13 protein-coding genes are annotated in these 16,885 nt (G+C 37.6%); 11 read left to right on the top strand and 2 right to left on the bottom strand.

The genetic code is table 11. The annotated features are described in order from the left end of the window. The first annotated feature begins 115 nt into the window (after positions 1-115). From ACE01N_RS01870 to ACE01N_RS01860, 3 genes are all read left to right on the top strand, one after another. A complete protein-coding gene (locus ACE01N_RS01870; RefSeq protein WP_380584245.1) occupies positions 116-1,240 on the top strand; it encodes an aminotransferase class V-fold PLP-dependent enzyme in 1,125 nt (374 codons plus the stop codon). 168 nt (positions 1,241-1,408) lie between these two features. Then, positions 1,409-2,536 (top strand): three-Cys-motif partner protein TcmP, encoded by a 1,128-nt coding sequence (gene tcmP / locus ACE01N_RS01865; protein ID WP_380584243.1) that lies wholly within the window; start codon positions 1,409-1,411, stop codon positions 2,534-2,536. Positions 2,537-2,538: 2 nt separating this feature from the next. Next, positions 2,539-3,267, top strand: coding sequence for a DUF5131 family protein (locus ACE01N_RS01860; protein WP_380584241.1), 729 nt, complete (start codon positions 2,539-2,541; stop codon positions 3,265-3,267). A 153-nt stretch (positions 3,268-3,420) separates the two neighbouring features. Here ACE01N_RS01860 and ACE01N_RS01855 read toward each other — a convergent pair whose 3' ends face one another. Together ACE01N_RS01855 and ACE01N_RS01850 are read right to left on the bottom strand one after the other, a co-directional pair. Continuing rightward, a complete protein-coding gene (locus ACE01N_RS01855; protein ID WP_380584239.1) occupies positions 3,421-4,149 on the bottom strand; it encodes a LytR/AlgR family response regulator transcription factor in 729 nt (242 codons plus the stop codon). Next, entirely contained in the window at positions 4,146-5,231 is a 1,086-nt protein-coding gene (locus tag ACE01N_RS01850) for a sensor histidine kinase (RefSeq protein WP_380584237.1), read from the bottom strand. The genes ACE01N_RS01855 and ACE01N_RS01850 overlap by 4 nt, the downstream gene beginning before the upstream one ends. Before the next feature lie 376 nt (positions 5,232-5,607). On the opposite strand from ACE01N_RS01850, the gene ACE01N_RS01845 reads away from it, so the two are divergent. From ACE01N_RS01845 to ACE01N_RS01810, 8 genes are all read left to right on the top strand, one after another. After that, positions 5,608-5,985, top strand: coding sequence for a MotA/TolQ/ExbB proton channel family protein (locus ACE01N_RS01845; protein WP_380584235.1), 378 nt, complete (start codon positions 5,608-5,610; stop codon positions 5,983-5,985). Next, on the top strand, positions 5,978-6,358 hold the full coding sequence (locus ACE01N_RS01840; protein WP_380584233.1) for a hypothetical protein: 381 nt from the start codon (positions 5,978-5,980) through the stop codon (positions 6,356-6,358). The genes ACE01N_RS01845 and ACE01N_RS01840 overlap by 8 nt, the downstream gene beginning before the upstream one ends. A gap of 296 nt (positions 6,359-6,654) precedes the next feature. After that, positions 6,655-7,242, top strand: coding sequence for a restriction endonuclease subunit S (locus ACE01N_RS01835; RefSeq protein ID WP_380584231.1), 588 nt, complete (start codon positions 6,655-6,657; stop codon positions 7,240-7,242). Continuing rightward, positions 7,232-8,731 (top strand): type I restriction-modification system subunit M, encoded by a 1,500-nt coding sequence (locus ACE01N_RS01830; protein ID WP_380584229.1) that lies wholly within the window; start codon positions 7,232-7,234, stop codon positions 8,729-8,731. Before ACE01N_RS01835 ends, ACE01N_RS01830 begins: the two co-directional genes overlap by 11 nt. A 12-nt stretch (positions 8,732-8,743) precedes the next feature. Continuing rightward, positions 8,744-10,156: a Fic family protein gene (locus ACE01N_RS01825; RefSeq protein ID WP_380584227.1), complete on the top strand. Its 1,413-nt coding sequence runs from the start codon at positions 8,744-8,746 to the stop codon at positions 10,154-10,156. A 34-nt stretch (positions 10,157-10,190) separates the two neighbouring features. Continuing rightward, positions 10,191-11,495, top strand: a complete 1,305-nt coding sequence (locus ACE01N_RS01820) for a restriction endonuclease subunit S (RefSeq protein ID WP_380584225.1) — start codon at positions 10,191-10,193, stop codon at positions 11,493-11,495. Positions 11,496-11,501: 6 nt separating this feature from the next. Beyond that, positions 11,502-13,244, top strand: a complete 1,743-nt coding sequence (locus ACE01N_RS01815; protein ID WP_375727876.1) for an ATP-binding protein — start codon at positions 11,502-11,504, stop codon at positions 13,242-13,244. Between the two features lie 377 nt (positions 13,245-13,621). Beyond that, positions 13,622-16,885: a type I restriction endonuclease subunit R gene (locus ACE01N_RS01810; RefSeq protein ID WP_380584222.1), complete on the top strand. Its 3,264-nt coding sequence runs from the start codon at positions 13,622-13,624 to the stop codon at positions 16,883-16,885.

Genomic DNA, 16,885 nt, shown 5'->3' with positions numbered 1-16,885 from the left:
CACAGAATTTCAGTTTATTTGCTTACAATATCATATTTTATAATGATTATAATTTATAAACTGCAGGTTTTTCCTCTAAAAATGTATTAATTGCATATTCTTAAAGAAAGAGACTATGGATATTTGGAAAGAAGTCAGAAAGGAATTCCCCGTTTGCAAAGAGTTTGTGTATCTGAATCCCGCTGGTGGCTCACCCCTTTCGGCAAGTGCTGCTCAACAGGCAAAGCAATTCTATGATGAGATGCTGGCCCAGGGCGATAATTTATATGAAGAATGGCTGGAACGAACCGAAGTAACCCGCCAGATGGTGGCCGAATACATTGGTGCCGATGCCAGCGAGATCGCCTTTACCACCAACACCTCTCATGGAATGAACCTGGTAGCCCAGATGAATAAGAACAAGGGCAAAGTACTCACCATGCATGACGAATTTCCTTCATCCACCTTTCCATGGCTTAATCAGGGTGTTGCCTTAAAAATGGTTGAACCGGAGGACGGATTCCGCTATCCAATTGAAAAAATTGAAGCAAGTCTCGATCCGGATGTAAAAATCCTGATGACCAGCTATGTGCAATACTGCACCGGGTTCCGGCAGGACCTGGAAGCCCTGGGAGAATTATGCAAGCGAAAAAACCTGATTTTTGTGGTTAACGCCACTCAGGCTATTCCGGTATTTCCTGTGGATGTTAAAAAATGGAACATCGATTTCCTGGTCTTTACCGGTCTGAAGTGGGCTACGGCAGGATATGGTATTGGCGGACTTTATATCAGTAAAAAATGGCTTACCGGAGGGAAACTTCCGTTTGCAGGCTGGCTCAGCATTGAAGATCCGGAACAAATGGATAACCTGAAATTTGAGCCGGAAGCGCGTGCCTCCGTGGTTGAATCCGGATGTCCGCATTTTGCGCCTGTATTTGCACTGAAAGGAGCCCTGGAATTGTTTAAACGCATCGGTAAAGAGCAAGTCACCTCTCATGTGCTTGGGCTTACCACTTACCTCCAAAAAAAACTGAAAGCACTTGGAGCTAAACTGTCCAGTCCGGAAGATGAAAAACATATGTCCGGGATTACCATTATAAAAACCACGCAGGCAACCGAGCTTGTTTCAGAACTCCGGGACAAAAACATCATCGTCAGTCCACGTGGACAAGGCGTACGGGTATCTGTTAATATTTTCAATAACAAAGAAGATATTGATGTGCTGATTGAGGCTTTGGAACAACTAAGAGATCTGTTTTGAAACCTCTATTTTTGCTTTTATTAAATTATAAATATTTATCTATTTGAAATTAATTCCTTGGTTCAACCACAACCTTCTGTTTGTTAAATACATACGTTATTTGTATCTTTACTCACATATAAAACCCTAGAATTTGCTAATCAAAAGTAACCTCAAAGAATTATACCTATGCGCCCTAAAGATGTTAAAAAAAATTTATTAAGTCATTCTGAAGCAAAAGTCAATTTATTAAGTGAATATTTAAACAGATATCTAAACATTATTTGTAATGATAAATATACATCTCAAATTAATATTTATGATCTCTTTTGCGGGGAAGGTATCTATGAAAATGGTGGAGAAGGAAGCCCAATTGTAATAATGAAAGCAGTAAAAAATGTATTCTATAAAAACGTAGCTCGTATCGACATAAAAACTAAAATTAACTGCAATTTTAATGATCTAAATGCTGCTAAAGTTGCAAAAACAGAGAAGTCAATATATCAGCGAAAACTTTATTATCCTGAATTCGGAACAATAAAGTTTACATCTGAAGATTACAAAGAATACTTAATAGAATTAACGAAGAAACTAAACAGCTTAAATGCTAAAAGTCAAGAAAAATATTTTGTCTTTATAGATCCATACGAATACAAACATATAAAAATAAGTCATATTGTTGAATTAATTTCAAATCAAAAAACAGAGGTGTTATTATGGCTTCCAACTCAGTTTATGTACCGATTTGAAAAAAACGGAACTCCAACAGCGCTTAAAGATTTCATAGAAGAATTAAGGCCTTTTGAACACTGGAACACTTCCAAAAATGTGTGGAACTTTATTAATGAGTTAAAAGATTCATTCCAGAAGATAATTGGTGATAATTTTTTTGTAGACAACTTCACAATTCAGAAAGACAACAATACTGTATTCTGTCTCTTTTTCTTTACTTCACATATAAAAGGTTTTGAAAAAATGCTGGAATCGAAATGGAAGATAGACTCAGAACAGGGTAAAGGTTGGCACTACACAATAAATGAACCAAGCCTTTTTGAGGATGAAAAAACAAATCCCTTGGCTGAAAAATTAGAATTATACTTAAAACAAAAAGAAAGAACTAACGGGGATATTTATGTGTTTACAGTAAGAAATGGATTTCTTCCTAAACACACAACAGAAGTGCTCACATATTTGCAAAAATATGATAAAATCGCAGTCTTTTTACAAGATGGTAAGATTGCAAGGATGAGATCATTTTACATTTCTTATAGAAATTATAAAAATGAATATTCCAAAGTAACTATAAAACCAAAATAGCAATGGCTAACTCAAGAATTGAATGGACTGGATCAACATGGAATCCAGCTACGGGCTGTACTAAAGTATCAGCAGGTTGTACAAATTGTTATGCAGAAAAGATGGCATTACGATTGAAAAGTATGAAAGTAGAAAAATACAGTAATGGTTTTAATTTCACAGTTCATGAAGAAGCATTGAAAGAACCTTACGGATGGAAGAAACCTAAAATGGTTTTTGTAAATTCCATGAGTGACCTATTTCATGAAAAAATGCCATTTAATTTTTTGAAAAAAGTCTTCAATGTTATGAATGAAAACCAAATACATACCTTTCAGTTACTTACAAAGAGAGCTAACTCCTTGGCCATTTATAGTGAGACATTAAAATGGACTAATAATATTTGGATGGGTGTAAGTATTGAGGATTTCACACAACTTGAGAGATTAAATTTATTAAAAAGTACACAAGCAAAAATAAAATTTCTTTCTATTGAACCTCTGTTAACAGAATTACCAGAAATTGATTTGTCCGGTATCGATTGGGTTATTGTAGGTGGTGAATCTGGGCCAAATGCTAGACCAATAAAGGAAGAGTGGGTATTAAAAATAAAAGATAACTGTAGAAAATATGATGTACCATTTTTTTTCAAACAATGGGGAGGCAAGAACAAGAAAAAGTCTGGACGTCTGTTAAATGGTAAAACATACGACGAAATGCCAGTTCCTAAAATTAAATCTAGCACTTATTAGTTATCATAAATATATTGGCCTATAATTATTTATATAATTACCCGATAACTATATTAATAACTCTAATTTTATTACCGTAATGCATTAATAAAGGTTTCGTTCTATACGAATACATATTATAAACATCTACTTATCAATAAAATAACCTTCTTACTACATCAATCCCATTTGCTCCAGCTGTTCCATCACCTCTTTTTTATAACTTCTGCTGATTGGGATGGAATTTCTACCGATCTCTAAGGATTCTTTGGTATAGGAATCAATATACTTTGGCGCCACAATATAGGATCTGTGAACTCTCAAAAAACGGCCCTGCGGTAGTACAGCTTCAATATTGGAAAGGGTTTCACGCGTAACAATTACGACTTCGGTTGTGTGAATTTTAAGGTAATCGCTCAGACTTTCAATAAAAACGATATCTGAAAAGTTAATTTTTATCATTTTACGGTCGGAACGCACGAACATAAAATCATTCTTCTCTTTACCTGCTTCATCCTTATGTGTTTCTGCAATAACATGCTGTTCATCAAAATACTTCTGCACGGATTGCAGGAGGCGTTCAAATGAAATTGGTTTGAGCAGGTAATCCACAGCTTTCAGGTCAAACCCATCCACAGCATATTCACGGTAAGCCGTCGTAAAAATTATTTTCACATCCCTGCTAACCGTTTTGGCCAGCGACAATCCTGATATCTCCGGCATATTGATGTCCAAAAACATCAGATCGACTGATTGATGCTGAAGAATATTAAATGCTTCCAGGGCATTTTTACAAATTCCGGTAATCTCTACCGAACTGATTTTGGAAAGGTGATTCTCCAGTACATCCCTGGCGATGGCTTCATCATCTACGATCAGGCACTTTATAGACTTTGGGCTCATTGTTGCATTTGGTTAATATTCTCTATGATTAAAATTGTGGTATACAGGTCACTTTCTGTAAACTGATCAAGGTGATAAGCTCCCTTATAGTTTAACTCCAGCCGCTTTTTAATGTTCTCTATCCCTATTCCGCCATTTACTGTTGTCTGATGATCCGGCTTAAAAGAATTGTCAACCCGAAAATACAAGGCGTTATCTTCCATTTTCACGGTTATACTAATCCGGAGTTTATTGCGTATCACCGATCCGTGTTTGAAGGCGTTTTCAACGAATGGGATGAGCATCATCGGTGCTATTTCAGTGTCTTCTGATATCTTACTGGTTTCAAAGCTGACCTCCAATACATCAGAAAACCTGATTTCCTCCAGTTCGATATATTCTCTTATATGTTCTATTTCGTCTTTTAATCTGACAGCCGGCTTATTTACCTGGTATAAGATATAATCCAAAAGGTTGGACAACTTTAAAATGATATCCGGTGTTTGCGTGGATTGTTTAATAGCAAACCCATAAATCGTGTTCAGCGTATTAAATAAGAAATGGGGTTGAATTTGTTGTTTCAGATAGCTCAGCTCCTGCTCCTTCAGCTGCAGCTGTGTATTCAGAATCTTATTCTCCAGTTCTTTATTAAGAGCCGCCATTTTGCTGTTTCTGCTGACAATATTGGCAGATGCTACCAGGCCTGTAACAAGATAAACCAGGATGAGCACAAAGGTAAAATTCTTGCTCATCGGAGGCATGTTGGTCACATTAAACTTCAGGATTAGGATCAGACAGGCATAAATAATCAGCACGATTGCGTAGGACGTAAAAATAAGCAGGTAAAAAGAATAAAGTGCAAATTTGCCATATCTCTTCTTCAGTAAATACTCCGGTATCAACTTAAAAATGGTTAGGTAAGTGGTGATCATAGTAACCGGAAGCAAGCCACTGGAGAACCAGGTAACATACACTTCATCGGTAGAGTTGTAGCTGAAAAAATATGCGTAAAAGAACCATATTACCACCCAGAAAAGCAGATGAAAAGGTAATGTCTTACCACTTTTTAATTCACTTAAATCAAAGAGGTCTATCCTACTCATAACTAATATTCCTGAACAATATTAACGAAAAAGTATCAGAATTGAAGGAATTATCGGTGTTCAACCGTTTTACGCCCTTTTTCTGTTTGCTGTTTAGTTTAAAGTCCTTATTGTGCTAAACAAACCCGTAAATCCGTCACTGGTCGCATTTTGTAAAATTGAATATTTTTAATTCATACATTTGAATCGTTATTGTTCGGAGAACATAACATCTTGTCCCTACAGGACAATTTTATTAACGGTATATTACTTTTACCGATGTCTTGTCCCTCCGGGACTTTATATAGGTAAAATTAATAGTCTGAAAAATTGAAGTCCCTTAAGGGACGCAATAAAAAAGGATAAAAATACATTTGAATCGTAAAACCTCATTATCATGACACTATTTGAAAAACTACAGGATGCAGGACTATTCATCAGCTATCCGATTTTAATCATATTGATTATAGAAATTGTTCTCTTTGTGCGGGCTATGCCCCAACAAAACAAATACGACCGCACCATAAAACTGTTGATTTCGTTGGGATGGTTCGCCATAGCCTGGGGCTATCTTGGACGTACATTAGGATTAATTGAAGCCTTTGATAACGTAGCTGCCTCAGGTGAAATTACACCCAGCATGCTGTCGGGCGGACTCAAAAAAGCCTTACTTGGTCCTTTAATGGGTATTATAACGTTTATTATCGCACGCGCAGGAATTCTGGTACTACATTTCATAAGTACGAAATCCGAAAACATAAAGACTGTTGATTAAGAAAATTATAACTATATCAGGTATTGCAGGCGCTTTGCTTTTAGTAATCCGCCTGCTTGGAATATTTATCACGCTACCTTATGAGGACATCTTCCTTATTGCCGGCCTGGTGCTGCTGTTTGTGGTTTGCTTACCCTTGGTTATGGTTGAGAAAAATACACCTTACAGATCTAAACAGAGCGTAAATCAATCTTCATCATCGCCTGATCATAAGAATGAAGACAGCAAAACAGATGACAGGGACACCTATACAGGCTGGGGAATGAATGACTCCCCATTCAGATCCCGTAAATCCGGTTTAAGTTGGGGCGGTGGCAATATTAAAGCCTCCAATGCCCAAAGAGAAACACGACGACGATTTCTGAAAAAATAAAGGTACATTTTGATCAAAATAAAGGTACATTTTTGTTGAAAAGAAGGTATGTTTTAAGCTAGCCCGGTAATATTTTGAATAAAAGCTTATTACAGTCGTGCAAAAACAAGCCTTTAGCGAATTAAAAAATTACTTTAAAACCTCTGAAAATATTCAAATACTCCTCTTTTATTATCAACTCCATTTTACATCTTTTCTAATTTTCGAAATACGCTACTAAGAAATAAATTTGTTTCTTAACATTTATATTTTGATATTTGTATACGCAATTAGAAATAGCGTACTAAAATAAAAATATGAGATGTCAGTTAAATGATATTGCACAAATATATTACGGCCCTTATGAAAAGGCCAAAATAAAAGGAAACATAAAATATCTCGTTTCCAGCCACTTTGACGAACTTCTGGAGCCTTCACTATTCAAAGAATCATTTGTGGATACCATAAAAGATGCTGAAAAATACATTTTGCAGACAAATGATGTCATTGTTACAGGTAAAGGACAGCGGCTGTTTGCCTGGGCATATAAAGAAGAATTTGGTAAGACAATTCCATCTTCGCTCTTTTATATTATCCGGCTAAAGAATTCCACAGGGATCATCAGTGAGTTTCTGTCCATTACCTTGAATTCTGAAAGAATAATACACAAATTGAAGGCATTAAGTGGAGGCACTTCCATCCCATCCATACAAAAAAAGGAACTGGAACAATTGATCATCAATATCCCAACTTTAGAAAAACAAAAACAGGTCATTGAATTATCAAAACTCCTTGGAAAAGACGTGGATCTGGCAAATCAATTATTAGAAAAAAAGAAAGCCATAAAGACAGGTTTGCTTAATATTGCAATTAACCAGGAAATAAATGAATTAAATGAGCAATAAATTATCACAATCAACCATTAATGCTACAGTATGGAGAGCATGCGATACCTTTAGAGGGACCCTTGATCCGGCTCAATACAAAGACTATATTTTAACCATGCTCTTTGTAAAATACATTTCCGATGTACACAAAGAGAAAAAGGAAGATTACGAAAAGAAATACAACGGCGATGAAATTCGTATTGAACGCGCATTAAAATATGAACGGTTTAAAATGCATGAAGAAAGTTCATTCGATTATCTGTACGAACAACGAAATGCCGACAACTTAGGGGAACTCATTAATGTAGCACTGGAAAACATTGAGGATGCTAACAGGGAAAAACTTGAAAAGGTATTCCGGAACATCGACTTTAATTCGGAACCTAACCTGGGACAATCCAAAGATCGTAACCGCCGTTTAAAAAACCTGCTAATGGATTTTGCAGTTTTGGACCTGCGCCCGTCCAATCTGGAAGACAACGATGTGATTGGTGATGCCTACGAATTTTTAATATCCCGCTTTGCCTCCGACGCCGGTAAAAAAGCCGGTGAGTTTTACACTCCTCCCGGGGTTTCCACTCTGTTGGCTAAGCTGGTTGAACCTAAAGAAGAAGATCGCATTTATGATCCGACGTGCGGATCAGGTTCGCTACTTTTAAAAGCAGCAAGAGAAGTTGGCAGCCCTAATTTCTCGTTGAGCGGACAGGAAGTAAATGGAAGTACCTGGGCACTTGCCCGCATGAACATGTTCCTGCATGGAAGGGACAATGCTACCATCGAATGGGGTGATACTTTAAATAATCCCTTGCATAAAGAAAATGATACAATAAAGAAATTTGACATCGTTGTTGCGAATCCTCCGTTCTCACTGGATAAGTGGGGAGCCGATATGGCTGCTAGTGACCAGTACGGACGTTTCTGGCGTGGCGTGCCACCCAAAAGCAAAGGCGACTATGCCTTTATTTCCCACATGGTGGAATCTTTAAACGAACATGGACGTGCTGGCGTGGTATTACCGCATGGTGTATTGTTTCGTGGAAGTTCCGAAGGGAAAATCCGTAAAGCGTTAATTGAAGAAAATAAATTGAAGGCAGTGATAGGCCTGCCGGCCAACCTGTTTTTTGGAACCGGTATTCCGGCCTGTATTCTCATTTTTGACAAAAGCCGATCAACAGATAAGGGACAGGATAAAAATGTGTTATTTATTGATGCCAGCAGAGAATTTGAAAACGGAAAAAACCAAAACTTCTTACGAGAAGAAGATATTGACAAAATATACCAAACATATAAAAACAGGAAAAGTATTGACAAATACAGCTATGTAGCAACGTTGGACGAAATTCGGGAAAACGACTACAATCTCAACATTCCACGGTATGTGGATACATTTGAAGAGGAAGAACCGATTGACATTGCAGCCACCCAAAAGGAAATTGAGTCAATAAAAAACGAGATGACAGCCGTGGAGGAGCAAATGGCTGCTTACTTAAAAGAATTAGGGTACTAAAACATTTGAAAAATGCCGTATAAAGAAAACTTGTTGCGAGCCGTTGAATTAAAAAAAGAACTGGATGCCTTTCGGCCCTTAACAAAAGAAGTGGAACTGCGCATCATACAAAAATTCAGGCTCGACTGGAATTATCATTCTTCCAATATTGAGGGCAATAAACTAAACTATGGAGAAACCAAAGCCCTTTTGTTATTTGGCGTAACGGCTCAGGCGAAACCTTTGCATGACCATCTTGAAATGCAGGGTCACGACGAGGCCATAAAATGGCTGGAAGAACTGATTGCAGAAAAAAGACCTTTAAACGAAACTTTTATCTGCCAGTTGCATGAATTGATCCTGAAAGAGCCGTATGAAATGCCTGCTCAGACTCCTGATGGAAAGCCAACAAAAAGAATGATCACCCTGGGTAAATACAAAATAGTACCCAACCACGTATTGACCCAAACAGGTGAAATGTTCTATTTTGCAACGCCGGAGGAAACACCGTCCAAAATGGCGGACCTGATGGAATGGTACAAAAACGAATCTGCAAAATCAGATATGAATCCGGTTCTCCTGGCTATTGAATTTCATTACCGGTTCATTCGCATCCATCCTTTTGACGATGGTAACGGACGTCTGGCCAGACTGCTGATGAATTTTATTTTAATGAAACATGGTTATCCGCCGGCTATTGTAAAAACGGAAGACAAGGAGAACTACTTTGCAGCGCTTCAACAAGCTGATGCCGGTAACCTGGGTTTCTTTTTCGATTATGTCACCGCTCTGGTGAATCATTCCCTTGAACTGATGTTAAAAGGAGCCAGAGGAGAGAATATTGACGAAGACGATGATCTGGATAAACAACTGGCCTTGTTAAAACAGGAAGTTGATGCCGAAGATGAGGATAACGAAATAAAACTGGAATTAACCGAAACCGTGTTTGGACAGTGCATGGAAAGCTGGTGTTTTACTTTGTTTGAAAAACTGGCAGCCGTAACGGTAAAGTTTAATGATTTCTATAGTAAACCCAGCCATTCCGTAAGTTTTATGCTGGAAGGGAAGGGACCATTTCGTACTTTTTCAGAGTCACTCCGCTTAAATGCTTTACAACAAATATATACCGTGCATAAAAACGATAAGGTTCTTTCAGAAGCTGAAGCCAGCTTTGAAGCAGCTTTTGGAGCCTATAAAAAAGGAGGATTAAACCCGTTTGGATGTCTGTACCGGTTAACCGTTGATTTCGATAAATACAATTACAAACTATCCTATCCGGTTTTCAGCCCGGACATGAAGCTACAAAAAAACATAGAAATACAGCGGTTGCTGCATAAACCGGTAAGCGACGAAGAAATTAACATGATTGTTAAGGCCTGGGGACAAACCTTATATGAGCATCTGCAATACAACAGAAAAAACCTGAACAAAAAAACGGACCAGTAAACAAAATCCCTTGGGTTTGAAACGAATGCCATCTATGGAAAAAAGCACAGAAAATAAGAGCCAACCGATAAATGAGCCTATCAAAGACAGGGAAGGAATGTCTGTCAAAAAAGTTGTGAAGGAGGGATATAAAAAGACCAAGATAGGTTGGATTCCAGAGGATTGGAGATACTGTCCTATAAAAAGCTTCGCAAAGGTAAGTACAGGAAGTACTCCAAAAACAAGCGAGAATGAGAATTATGGAGATGAATATTTATTTGCAAGTCCTGCGGATTTAGGTATCACTAAAGACATAATCGATACAAATAAAAAGCTTTCTAAGATTGGTTTTTCGAAATCACGAAATTTCCCCAAAGGAAGTGTACTGTTTACTTGCATTGGTTCTACAATTGGAAAAACAGGTATTGCAACAGTTGATTTAACTTCAAACCAACAAATTAATGCAATACAACCAAGTAATAAACATGATAATGAATATCTGTATTATATTTTATCACATATCTCATCAAAAATAAAGATATTAGCAGGGGAACAAGCTGTTCCAATCATTAATAAATCTGAATTTGAATCACAATTTGTTACTCTCCCTCCACTCCCTGAGCAACGCAAAATAGCAGAAATACTATCCACCTGGGATAAAGCCATCGAACACACCCAAAAGCTGATTGCGCAACTTAAACTGCGTAGAAAAGGTTTAATGCAACAGTTGCTTTCAGGCAAAACAAGGTTAAAGGAATTTAGTGGAGAATGGAAGGAAGTTCAATTGAAAGATATTGCAAATAGGCTAACAACAAAGAATGGAGAACTCAATGACAATGTCGTAACCATTTCAGCACAAAGAGGATTTGTAAAGCAGGAAGACTTCTTTAAAAAACGTGTAGCCAGCGATACTCTTTCAGGTTATTACCTGATTAAGAGAGGACAATTTGCCTATAATAAAAGCTACTCAAATGGTTATCCAATGGGTGCATTTAAAAGGCTTGATAATCTTGACAAAGCAGTTGTAACAACATTATATATTTGCTTTAATTTAAAAAACAACGTTGACTCAGATTTCTTAGTAAATTTTTTCGAGGCAGGTTTAATGGTCCGTAACTTAATGAAAATTGCACAGGAAGGAGGAAGGGCTCATGGTTTATTAAATATAGCCCTTAATGATTTCTTTTCACTGAAGATGACAATACCTGAAATTGAAGAACAACAGGCCATTGCCAAAGTATTAACTACTGCCGATAATGAAATAAAAAAACAGGAAGCTTACCTGGCACAATTGCAGGCACAAAAAAAAGGTTTAATGCAAAAGCTGTTAACCGGAGAAGTCAGAGTGAAAGTAAATTGATTAACCATGAATATAACCGAAATCATTCATTTAAAAGAGTCAGAAGACAGGGTGGAATTTAAAGAAGCCAAAGGCGGAAATTTTTCATACAACGGCGGCAGCAAACCCGAACCTAAAAAACGCAGAAGATGTATATTAGGTTACGTTACTGCCCTGGCAAATGAAGGTGGCGGATGCCTTGTGTTTGGGATAAAAGAAAATACTCCACACGAAGTTGTTGGAACACAACAAAGTCTGGATTCACTGGGTAATCTGGAAAGCAGTATCTACAATGATACTGCTATTCGCGTTTCAACTGAAGAATTATTTGATGAAGACGGAAAACGTGTTGTGGTGCTAAAGGTACCTTCACGACCTGCAGGAAAAGTTTTTAAGTTCGAAGATGTTGCCTTAATGCGTGTCGGTGAAGAATTAAAACCGATGTCGGACCAACAATATCTTAAAATACTACAGGAACAAGAACCAGACTTTTCACAAAAAATTTGCGATGGAATAACCATTAATGATCTGGACAATGAGGCAATAAATCGATTACGGGAGGCATATGCAAAAAAGCAAAATAATCCGCAGTTTCTGACATTAAGCAAAGAGCAAATGCTTAACGATCTTGATTTAGTGGCAGACGGGAAAGTCACAAATGCTGCAGTCATTCTGGTTGGGAAGAAAGAAATTATTAAAAATAAGATTCCCCAGTCTGCCATCCGTTTAGAATACAGAAAAGATGAATCGAAAATTGTTTTTGACCAACGGCATATATTTTCCGGCCCGTATTTCTTAGAAACAGATCAGCTCTGGGATACAATTAATTTACGTAACGGTTCAATCCCTATTCAGGATGGCCCCTTTATTTTCGATATCCCCTATTTTAACAAAGAAGTAATTAGAGAGGCAATTAACAATGCGGTTGCACACCGTAACTATGGGTTATCGAGTGAAACGATAATTAAACAATATCCCTCACGATTAGATATTGTAAGCCCGGGTGGATTCCCATTAGGCGTTTCACTTCAAAACTTACTTACAATTTCCAGCACCCCAAGAAACAGATTATTAACAGATGTATTGCAAAAAACAGGTATTGTTGAACGTTCAGGACAAGGAGTAGATAAAATATTTTACCAAACACTAAAGGAAGGCAAGGGCGATCCGGACTATTCTAAATCTGATGATTTTCAGGTTGAACTTCATCTTTTCTCAACAATAGAAGACAAAGCATTTGCACTGTTTATTGAGTCTATACAGGCTGAGCTGAATGACGATAAAAAGCTATCTGTTCAGGAAGTTATTCATCTGAGTCAAATAAAAAAAGGTAACAAGAACTTCCCATTTGACAAGAATGTGATCACCAAATTACTTGAAAGAGATTTAATAGAAAAAAGAGGTCGAACAAGTGGTACATATTATGTTTTGTCGAAAACTTATTACGAATTCGCTGATGAAAAAGGTAAATACAGCAAAACAGACTGGGATAATAATCAGGCTTTTATGTTGATCCTACAGCATCTTAGAAAATTTGAAGACGCAAAAATGCAGGATTTTGTGGATTTATTCCAGGGTCGCTTATCACGAAAACAAGTGCGGATTCTGGTAAAAAAACTGGTAGAAAACAATCAGTTAAGTCAACATGGACAAGGTAAAGGAACCTACTATAAAATTGGTGAAAACTACCTGAAAGGAATGGAGTTATTATCAAAAGCACTTGATATTGGGATGAAACAATTACATGACAATGGGGAATTTGAAGATTAAAGGGCCAAAAAAGGGCCAGAAAAAGGGCCAGAAAACGATGTTTTTTATAAAAATCAAACGAAAAACTGTTAATAACCCTTTGCAAATTGTTGATAACTACTGTTTTGAGAAAGTAATGAAAAGGACCAAAAATATTTTTAAAAGTTGTGTAAAAATTTTTACACGCCCTGGTGATTATTTAATCACAATAAATTTTGAGTTCTAATTAAAACGCAAAGCCCGGTACATATCGTGATGCATCGAGCCTCGAAACTCTGTTCTCCTAATATGGAAGAATGAGCGTGACAAATATACAACATTTGCAATGCAAAGGAAAGAAATTTAAAGAAATTTACACCTATCGGTATTCTGAACAACCAATAAAACAGTGAATTACTATGACAACCCCATCGTTTCTCGAAGATCATATTTCTCAGATTCCGGCACTTCAGTTGCTCATCAATATGGGTTATGAATATGTCACTCCACATCAGGCCATGAAATGGCGTAAGGGCAAAAACTCGGTGGTGATATTTGAAGAAGTACTGTTTACTCAACTGCAAAAAATAAACAGTTTTACCCGCAAAGGGAAGGAATACGAATTCTCTGAAGCCAATATCAACTCAGCGATACTTGCCGTAAAAGAGTTACCGGTTCATGAGGGCATCATGACGGCCAATGCAGCTTTTTATGATTTAATCACACTGGGAAAGGCATTTGAGCAAACGGTAGATGGAGACAAGAAAAGTCATTCCTTGCAATACATCGACTGGCAAAACCCTGAGAACAATGCCTTTCATGTTACCGAAGAATTCAGTGTGGTTCGTGACGGCAGAACCGATACCTATCGTCCCGATCTGGTGCTGTTTGTGAACGGGATCCCCATGTGTATTGTTGAATGCAAAAGCCCTTCTTTAACCGGTACCAAAACCCCGGTAGAACTGGCCATTGAACAACACACACGAAATTTTAGTAAAAACGGCATACGTTCACTTTATGTTTACTCCGGTCTGGTATTAAGCCTGGCAACCAATGATGCCAGCTATGCAACTACCGGAACAAGTAAGGAGTTCTGGTCAAAATGGAAAGAATTGTTTTCTTCAAAAACCGCCGAAGCAAACTATTGGAATACACTGAACAGACTAAAAAACACACCACTTACCGAAGAAAATAAAAACAAATTGTTTTCAGACAGATTCAGGTATGTCCGTCAATATTTTGACCGTATTGATGAGCAATCGATCGACGAACCCCGTAAATGTACCAAACAGGACGAATTGCTTTACAGCCTGTGTACACCTGTAAGAATGCTCGATCTGATCCGCAACTTTACCGTGTACGATGATGGAGTAAAAAAAATAGCCCGGTATCAGCAGTATTTTGTGGTGAATGAAACCATTAAAAGAGTTTCCCGGTTTAATAACGCAGGAAAACGTACAGGTGGTGTCATCTGGCATACCCAGGGTAGCGGGAAATCCTTAACCATGGTAATGCTGGCACAGTTACTTGCATCCAACAAGCACATTTTAAACCCCAAAATATTATTGGTGACTGACCGTATTGATTTGGACGACCAGCTTTCTGATACATTTAAAAAATGTCAGAAAGAAGTTCGCCAGGCCAAAACAGGAACACATCTGTCAGGGTTAATCAGCGAAAATGATGATGCCATTATAACTACCATTATAAACAAGTTTGAGGCAGCCGTAAAACAATGTAAAGAACCTTTTGCGTCACCAGATATATTTATTCTGATCGACGAAGGCCACCGCACACAATATGGCAGCTTTAGTGTGAGTATGCAAAGGGTATTCCCAAATGCCTGTTTTATAGCATTTACCGGCACGCCTTTAATGAAAAAAGAAAAAAACACTGCCAGAAAATTCGGCGGATATATTGGTAAACCCTACACCGTAACTGATGCTATTGAAGACAGTGCGGTTGTTCCCCTGTTGTACGAAGGCCGGCACAACCTGATGTCCATCAATGAAAAACCGTTGAACACATTTTTCGATAAAGTATCTGAACCCTTGAGCGATTACGGTAAAGCTGCGCTAAAACGCAAATTCAATACTATAAACGAGCTTAACAAGGCTGATCAGATCATTTATGCACGAGCCTGGGATATCAGCGAGCATTATACCGGTTTCTTCCAGTCAAGCGATACAGCATACAAACCCAAAGGACAATTGGTGGCACCTTCCATAAAAACAGCCTTGTTGTATAAGCACTATCTCGACGAAATCGGGAAGATTTCTTCCGAAGTGGTAGTGACACGCTCTGATCAGCGGGAGGGAATGGAAGATTCATACTATGACGACAACGAAGAAAAACAGAGAGAAGATACCTATTTCAAAGCCATGGAAGATAAATATGGCGATCTGAAAACCTTTGAAAAAAGTATTATTAATCAGTTTAAAAAACGTGACCATCCTGAAATATTAATTGTGGTTGCGAAACTTCTAACCGGTTTTGATGCACCTAACAATACGGTTTTATATCTGTGCCGCAGCCTTAAAGAACATACCCTTTTGCAGGCAATTGCCAGGGTAAACCGTGTATATCCGGGGAAAGATTATGGCTACATCATAGACTATTACGGCAATCTGGAAAATCTTGATAACGCATTAGATACATATTCCGGTCTTGAAGGATTTGACAAAGAAGATCTGGCGGGAACCTTAACCAGTATTGATGATGAAATTAAAAAGTTACCCCAGGCGCATGCCGAGATTTGGGATATCTTCAAAAGCCTGAAAGGGAAAAATCTGGAAGCCACGGCATACGAAGAACTACTTTCTGCGGAGGATATTAGAAATAAGTTTTATGATAAACTTTCTGTTTTTGCACGAATGCTTAAACTGGCACTTTCATCCGTTCATTTTGTTAATAGTACAGAAGAAGTTAAAATTAAAAACTACAAGCAGGATGCAAAGTTCTTTTTAAAGCTTCGGGTTGATGTTAAACGAAGGTACAACGATGATATATCCTACAGGGAATATGAGCCACAGGTGCAAAAGTTAATCAACAAACATCTTTCAACGGATGGGGAAATTTTAAAAATAACCGATCTTGTTGATATCTTTAATAAGGAAGAACGGGAAGCTGAAGTAGAAAAGATAATTGGTAAAGCAGCACAGGCTGATCATATTGCCAGCCGGACAATTAAAGCCATCAACGTTAAAATGCAGGATGATCCGATTTTTTATACCCGGTTCGCAGACCTCATCAAACAGACCATTGAAGCATACCATCAAAAAAGAATTAGTGAAGCCGAATATTTAAAAAGAGCACAAAAATTTGAAGATGATTTTTTAAAAGGACGTCGGGAAGATGCACCGGAACAACTAGAAAAAAATGAGGTGGCTTTAGCTTTTTACAATTACAGTAAATCTGTTTACAACAATTTGGAACTTTTAAAAACACCTTTTCATATTGAAATGGGGTTAGCCATTGACCGGGTCGTTAAAAACAATATTTACCTCAATAACAAAAAGATTGTTGACTTTCACAGAAATGTTGATATAAGAGGAAAGATCAATATTGAGCTAAGTGACGTGATTTACGATCTCCTTCAAAAATATGATATTGGCCCCAATTGGGATGAAATCGATCATCTGATTGAAGAGTGTATGAAAATTGCCATACATAAATACAAGTAG

The sequence above is a fragment of the Quyinboa ferrireducens genome (assembly GCF_042436675.1).
GTDB lineage: Bacteria > Bacteroidota > Bacteroidia > Bacteroidales > UBA5342 > JBHJHP01.
Note: the sequence above shows the minus strand (reverse complement) of the source record. Positions and strands in the feature narration are given on the sequence as shown.